6 protein-coding genes and 2 tRNA genes are annotated in these 6,287 nt (G+C 47.5%); all 8 read left to right on the forward strand.

The features are described 5' to 3' along the window. The first annotated feature begins 137 nt into the window (after positions 1 to 137). The 8 genes from HQ41_RS05155 (at position 138) to HQ41_RS05190 (ending at position 5,881) form a co-directional block, all read left to right on the forward strand. The gene (locus HQ41_RS05155) at positions 138 to 2,138 is read left to right on the forward strand and encodes a DNA topoisomerase 3 (protein ID WP_044188831.1); all 2,001 of its coding nucleotides are present in this window, start codon (positions 138 to 140) and stop codon (positions 2,136 to 2,138) included. A gap of 116 nt (positions 2,139 to 2,254) precedes the next feature. Next, positions 2,255 to 3,007, forward strand: a complete 753-nt coding sequence (lptB, locus tag HQ41_RS05160) for an LPS export ABC transporter ATP-binding protein (protein ID WP_044188832.1) — start codon at positions 2,255 to 2,257, stop codon at positions 3,005 to 3,007. 94 nt (positions 3,008 to 3,101) lie between these two features. Next, a tRNA-Glu gene (locus HQ41_RS05165) sits at positions 3,102 to 3,173 on the forward strand. A gap of 34 nt (positions 3,174 to 3,207) precedes the next feature. Further along, positions 3,208 to 3,462, forward strand: a complete 255-nt coding sequence (gene rpsT, locus HQ41_RS05170) for a 30S ribosomal protein S20 (RefSeq protein ID WP_044188835.1) — start codon at positions 3,208 to 3,210, stop codon at positions 3,460 to 3,462. Positions 3,463 to 3,494: 32 nt separating this feature from the next. Beyond that, positions 3,495 to 3,569 (forward strand) — tRNA-Glu (locus tag HQ41_RS05175). A 181-nt stretch (positions 3,570 to 3,750) separates the two neighbouring features. Continuing rightward, complete coding sequence (locus tag HQ41_RS05180) at positions 3,751 to 4,176, forward strand: acyltransferase family protein (protein ID WP_044188837.1); 426 nt, start codon at positions 3,751 to 3,753, stop codon at positions 4,174 to 4,176. A gap of 185 nt (positions 4,177 to 4,361) precedes the next feature. Continuing rightward, positions 4,362 to 4,811: a hypothetical protein gene (locus tag HQ41_RS05185; protein WP_152567348.1), complete on the forward strand. Its 450-nt coding sequence runs from the start codon at positions 4,362 to 4,364 to the stop codon at positions 4,809 to 4,811. Positions 4,812 to 4,936: 125 nt separating this feature from the next. After that, positions 4,937 to 5,881 carry a ribose-phosphate pyrophosphokinase gene (locus HQ41_RS05190; RefSeq protein WP_044188842.1) on the forward strand — a complete coding sequence of 315 codons (945 nt, stop codon included), beginning with the start codon at positions 4,937 to 4,939 and terminating at the stop codon, positions 5,879 to 5,881. Positions 5,882 to 6,287: the final 406 nt, after the last annotated feature.

Below are 6,287 nucleotides of genomic sequence, written 5' to 3' on the forward strand. Positions count from 1 at the left end.
ATCTGAACTACCGAGAGCGATAACCATATCTTCGCTCTCGGTGGTTTGCTTTTTCCTCTACGTGGGCGATTGGGTATTGATGCGTACCTTTGTCACAACATAGATCAAGAGAGATAGAATAATCAGCATAGATACGGATGATCGTTTGCATCGCAGAGAAGCCCAGTGTCGCCAAAGATATAGCCGCCCTGCTTGGGGCGAATAGGCGTGTCGTGGAGCGAGGTGTGGGGTATATGGAGGGGAATGGTTATCAGGTAACTTGGACTTTTGGTCATCTCTGTACGCTTAAGGAGCCTCACGACTACCACCCCGAGTGGAAGCAGTGGAGCATCTCGGCTCTCCCTATGATCCCTGATAGGTTTGGCATCAAGCCCATTGATATAGATAACTACAAGAGGCAGCTCGAGGTTATCGAACGTCTGATGCAGACCGCCACGATGGTTATCAACTGTGGCGATGCTGGGCAAGAAGGAGAGTTAATACAGCGCTGGGTACTCCAGCGTACGCGGTGCTCTGTGCCCGTGAAGCGTCTATGGATCTCATCGCTCACGGACGAGGCAATTCGAGAGGGTTTCCAGAATCTGCGTGATGCCTCCGACTTCCAGTCGCTCTATGAGGCTGGTTTGGCTCGTGCCATAGGTGACTGGCTGCTGGGAATGAATGCTACACGCCTCTATACGGTGCGCTATGCTCCTCGTGGCCAAGTCCTCTCTATTGGTCGTGTACAGACCCCGACATTGGCACTCATTGTGCAGCGTCAAATGGAGATCGAACACTTCAAGCCCGAGGCTTACTGGGAGCTTAAGACGCTCTACCGAGAGGTAGCCTTCAGTGCCGAGAAAGGGCGGTATCAGGATCAAGTCAAGGCGATGCAGGCCTTGGAGGTTATCCGGGATCGACCTCTGACGATTACCTCGGTCAAGAAGAAGGCTGGCAAGGAGCTTCCACCAAGGCTGTTTGACTTGACTAGCCTCCAGGTAGCTTGCAATAAGAAGTTTGGTCTGACGGCCGAGGAAGCACTTACCACAATCCAAAGTCTCTATGAAAAGAAAATCACCACCTATCCTCGTGTCGATACCACTTATCTGAGCGATGACATTTACCCCAAGGTGCGTGATATCCTTCTGGGCTTGGTTGCCTATAGACATCTGACGACCCCGATTGTGGCGGAGAAAGCCATTCGTAAGAGTAAGAAAGTCTTCGATAACAGTAAGGTAACCGACCACCATGCGATTATCCCTACGGGGCAGCCCGTGCATGGCTTGTCTGCGAGAGAGGGGCAGGTCTTTGACCTTGTCGCTCGCCATTTCATTGCCGCCTTTTATCCCGACTGCGAAGTCAGCACGACTACGGTGCAGGCTCGGGTGGAGGAGGTCGGCTTCAAGACCAGTGGGCGAGAGGTTCTCAAGCCCGGCTGGCGTGTCGTATTCGAGCAAGACAAGGCTCAGGCTAGGAAGATTGAGGGAGATAAGGATGAGGAGGCCGAGGAGCAAGATAGTGATAAGGTATTGCCGGCCTTCGTTGAGGGGGAGAGTGGTCCGCATCAGCCAGATCTCAGAGAGAAGCAGACAACCCCCCCAAAGCCCTATACCGAGGCAACGCTCCTCAGAGCTATGGAAACAGCGGGTAAGCTGGTCGAGAGTGAGGAGCTGCGAGAGGTGATGAAGGAGAATGGTATTGGTCGTCCGTCTACACGTGCCAATATCATCGAAACGCTCTTTAGGCGTGGTTATATTGTCAAGGAGAAGCGTAGTCAGCTCAAGGCTACCGCCACGGGGATAGGGCTGATTCAGACGATCAATTATGAGCTACTCAAGAGTGCCGAACTTACGGGGCAGTGGGAGTACAAGCTCCGCCAGATCGAGCGCAGAGAGCTTGCTGCGGCAGACTTCATTCATTCGCTCAAGGAGATGGTTGTCGCTCTAGTGGCTGAGGTTATGTCGGGGCGCTCGTCTATACCTCCAGCCGTCACCTCCGAGCCAAACGAGCCGATCGCTCCATTATGTCCCCGATGTGGAGTGGGGCGGATTATTCGTGGGCGTACGGCTTACGGCTGTAGTGCGTATGCCTCGGGTTGTAACTATCGTATGAGCTTCGAGGAGTACGAGCAGGCTTTGGGTGCTTCGCTGTCTCGTTGAGCAAGGCCGAGAGCGTGGATATTTTGCATTACCTTTGTTATTGGAGCCTTAGAGGTGGGGTGTCGTAATCCGATGAGTCCTATCGCAGGGTGATATACATTATTATATATAGTAAAATGATACTCAGAACTGAGGGATTAGTCAAGAAATATCGAGCCCGTACGGTGGTTAATCATGTTTCCATTGAGGTGGGGCAGGGGGAGATTGTTGGTTTACTAGGTCCCAATGGAGCTGGTAAGACGACGACTTTCTATATGACTGTAGGGCTCGTTGTACCCAATGCCGGACGCATCTTTCTCGATGAGCAGGATATTACTAAGTATCCCGTCTATAAGCGGGCACGTGCTGGGATCGGCTATTTGGCTCAGGAGGCATCAATCTACCGCAAGATGAGTGTGGAGGATAACATTATGTCCGTCCTCGAGCTTACGGGGCGTACCAAAGCTGAGCAGCAAGCGCGTCTAGAGGAGCTTATCGGTGAGTTTCGTCTAGAGAAGGTGCGTACCAATCATGGTAATAGGCTCTCTGGTGGGGAACGTCGTAGAGCTGAGATTGCTCGTTGCTTGGCTATCGACCCTAAGTTTATCATGCTAGACGAACCTTTTGCAGGGGTAGACCCTATTGCGGTGCAGGATATTCAAGCCATTGTCGCCAAACTCAAGCATAAGGATATCGGTATTCTCATTACGGATCACAATGTCTACGAAACACTAAGTATTACAGATCGGGCTTACTTGCTCTTTGAGGGCAAGGTGCTTTTCCAAGGTACAGCAGAGGAGTTGGCCGAGAATGAGATTGTGAGAGAGAAATATCTAGGTAAAGACTTCGAGCTAAGACGCCGAAATTTCGACTTGGAGGCACTTAGTTAGTGAAATATTTTGGCTGGCGTTTTGCGTAATCCAAATATTTGCTTTACCTTTGCATTCGCAATTCAGGGAATGGCCTTGTGATTGCTGAGTGGCTGGCCCATTCGTCTATCGGTTAGGACGCCAGATTTTCATTCTGGAAAGAGGGGTTCGATTCCCCTATGGGCTACAAGAATAAAAAATAAAAGTAGAAAGAAGCAGAAATGGCAAATCATAAGTCATCGATCAAAAGAATTCGTCAGACGAACGCTCGTCGTCTGCACAATCGTTACTACGCAAAGACAGCACGCAATGCTGTGCGTAAGTTCCGTGCTCTTACCGATCATGCTCAAGCTACAGAGATGCTACCCAAGCTGGCGTCTATGCTTGACCGTCTAGCTGGTAAGAATATCATCCACAAGAATAAAGCAGCTAACCTGAAGTCCAAGTTGGCTAAGCAGGTTCTCAAGCTCGCTTAATCTACCGCATCCCTAGAGGGTGCTTCAAGGCTGGCCCATTCGTCTATCGGTTAGGACGCCAGATTTTCATTCTGGAAAGAGGGGTTCGATTCCCCTATGGGCTACCAAACTAAGTCTTCTCTCATTTTTTGAGGAAGACTTTTTTCTGTTTAGACTTGGCTTCTTAGGTGTAGCGTGTCGTCATGGGTTGCCTGATGGGGTAGGCCTGTCAGGAAAAGGGAGAAGCCCACTGCTCCCTTGCCTCAAGTGAAAACAGAGTAAGGCTCAACTTTTTAATAATTAGTGATAATGATTGGTCATCAGAGATTTATGCATATTGATGTTCTCAAGGGGGTTGCTATTTTCTTAGTAGTCCTTGGGCATGTCTATTATTTTGCAGCCAATGGACACACAGATACTATTTGGTTTTTTCTTATTTCTAGTTGGCATATGCCAGCTTTTATGATGCTTGCGGGTTATTTCTCAGGTAAGCCTCTGGATTTGAGTTTTAGGGGAGTATGGAGATACTGGGTGAGTAAAGCGGAGCGACTACTCCTCCCGTTGCTGTTTATTCCGCTTTTATTTAATTGGGTGCAGCACGGCTTCTCTTTGGCTCTTCCTCTGAACATGTATCTATTTAATTATTGGTTTACTTATGTGCTTTTTCTGATATTTTTGGGTTGTTTTATCTTCAGAGGTTGGGAACTCATGTGCTTACTCGCTTGTTTAGATTAACCTCCGAGTCGAAGAAGCTGCTAGTTGATGTTGCGGTTTCTCTCCTGACGATTTGGTTAGTACATCAGATACGTCTATATATAGAGGTGTATCATCTTGGCTTGTACAAGCCCACTCATGCCCAGAATATAGATTGGCTCTATAAGTACTTTTTGCTAGGGTATTGGTTGAAGCGATGTCCCAAGTTGGAGGGGATTGTTAAGAGTGAAGTCGTTGGTATGTTGTCCTTTTTTATTTTTGTTGCTTCAGCCTACGGCTCTTTTGTATTAGGGATGGATTGGGACAATGGTGTTGTTTTGACGTTGAGTGGACTTGTGTTTTCTTATTTTACTGCTAGTCAGCATGTTGTCTTGTTTTGTGGCTCAAAGGCTCAGTCTACTTTAGCTTATCTAGGGCGAGAATCGCTTGCTATATATTTTACGCATTATCTGTTTATCATTGCGATTCCTTGGTTTACTCCATTTGTCTCCAGTCTAACTGGAGGGGGGTATGTTGCTGGTTGGGAATTGCTTCTCGGTTGCTTCGTGGCTGTGTTAATTCTTCTGCCAACTTTGTTGACGATAAGGGTAATTAAAACAAATCGCTACTTGGCGTATTTAATCTACGGAGATCCTTTGGTGAGTAGGCCTTCTTAGTTTGTGTCGTTTCGCGAAGTGTGCTTGTTGGAAGATCAAAAATGCTTGTGAAGTTTTTTATTCTTGCAGGATAAAGCACTACCTTTGTGGGGAGTAAGGAGTAGATGATAATCATTCACAATTCAATGAATACAAATCCTAATAATTTCGCCATTTTTGCTGGGTCGGCCTCGCTCCACTTGGCAGAGCAAATCGCAGAAGGGCTTGGATGCAAGCTCGGTGATATGGAGGTAGAGCACTTCGCCGATGGAGAGTTCTCTGTTTATTATAAGGACAGCATCCGAGGCAAAGATGTCTTCCTTGTGCAGTCTACCTATCCTACGACGGACAACTTGATGGAGTTGCTGCTTATGGTTGATGCTGCCAAGCGTGCATCAGCTCACTACATTGCGGCCGTTATTCCTTATTTTGGTTGGGCTCGTCAGGATCGCAAGGATAAGCCTCGTGTTTCTATCGGTGCTAAGCTGATTGCAGATATGCTCTGCACTGCTGGTATTTCTCGTCTGATCACGATGGATTTGCACGCAGACCAGATTCAGGGATTCTTTGATGTGCCAGTGGATCATCTCTATGGTTCTACCGTATTTGTAGATTATCTCCGCTCAACTTGCGACTTGGAGAATACGGTGATGGCTACGCCAGACGTCGGCGGTACCAAGCGTGCCAATTCGTATGCCAAATTCCTCGGTGTTCCTATGGTGATTTGTCATAAGCACCGCGCCAAGGCGAATGAAGTAGCCGAGATGCGCATCATCGGAGATGTGGAGGGTAAGGATGTGCTACTTGTGGATGATATTGTCGATACAGCTGGCACAATTACTAAGGCAGCCGACTTGATGATGGAGAGCGGAGCTCGCAGTGTTCGCGCATTGGCTACACATGCAGTACTTAGCGATCCTGCTATTGAGCGTATTGAAGCATCGGCTCTTTCGGAAATGATCTTCACCGACTCAATTCCCTTGCGCAAGCCTTGCAGCAAAATCAAGGTGCTTTCCGTAGCCAATGTTTTTGCAGAGGCGATCAAACGCGTCATTAATCACGAATCTATCAGTATCCTCTATTCAATCTAGGGTATAGAGATGCTATATAAATTAGCTCAAGACTGGGACGGCTGAAGCAGGGCTTTCGTCGTCCCAGTCTTTTTATTTGTGTTGTGCTAATGCCTTTCCTCTTGCAGAGGGTGTTTTTTCTGTTTTCTCTGCTTGTTTTGCGGGTTTAGCTTTGTTTTTTTGTGCTATTTGCTGTGTATGCGCAGGCATTCCTCGTCGTGTTCTTTTGTAACTTCTTCTTGGTTTTCAAGTAAATTTGGTAATTGAGATAAAAATTTTTTGTTGTTTTGTAAGTACTTAGTAGTTAATAAATAGGTGTGTAGTCGGACACCCCTAACTGTCAGTTGTCCAAAAATATTTTGCTGTTAGATTTGGTTGATAAATAAAAAGTGTTCTATCTTTGCAACCGCAAACGAGACAAACGGCG

Source organism: Porphyromonas sp. COT-290 OH860 (genome assembly GCF_000768935.1).
Lineage (GTDB): Bacteria > Bacteroidota > Bacteroidia > Bacteroidales > Porphyromonadaceae > Porphyromonas.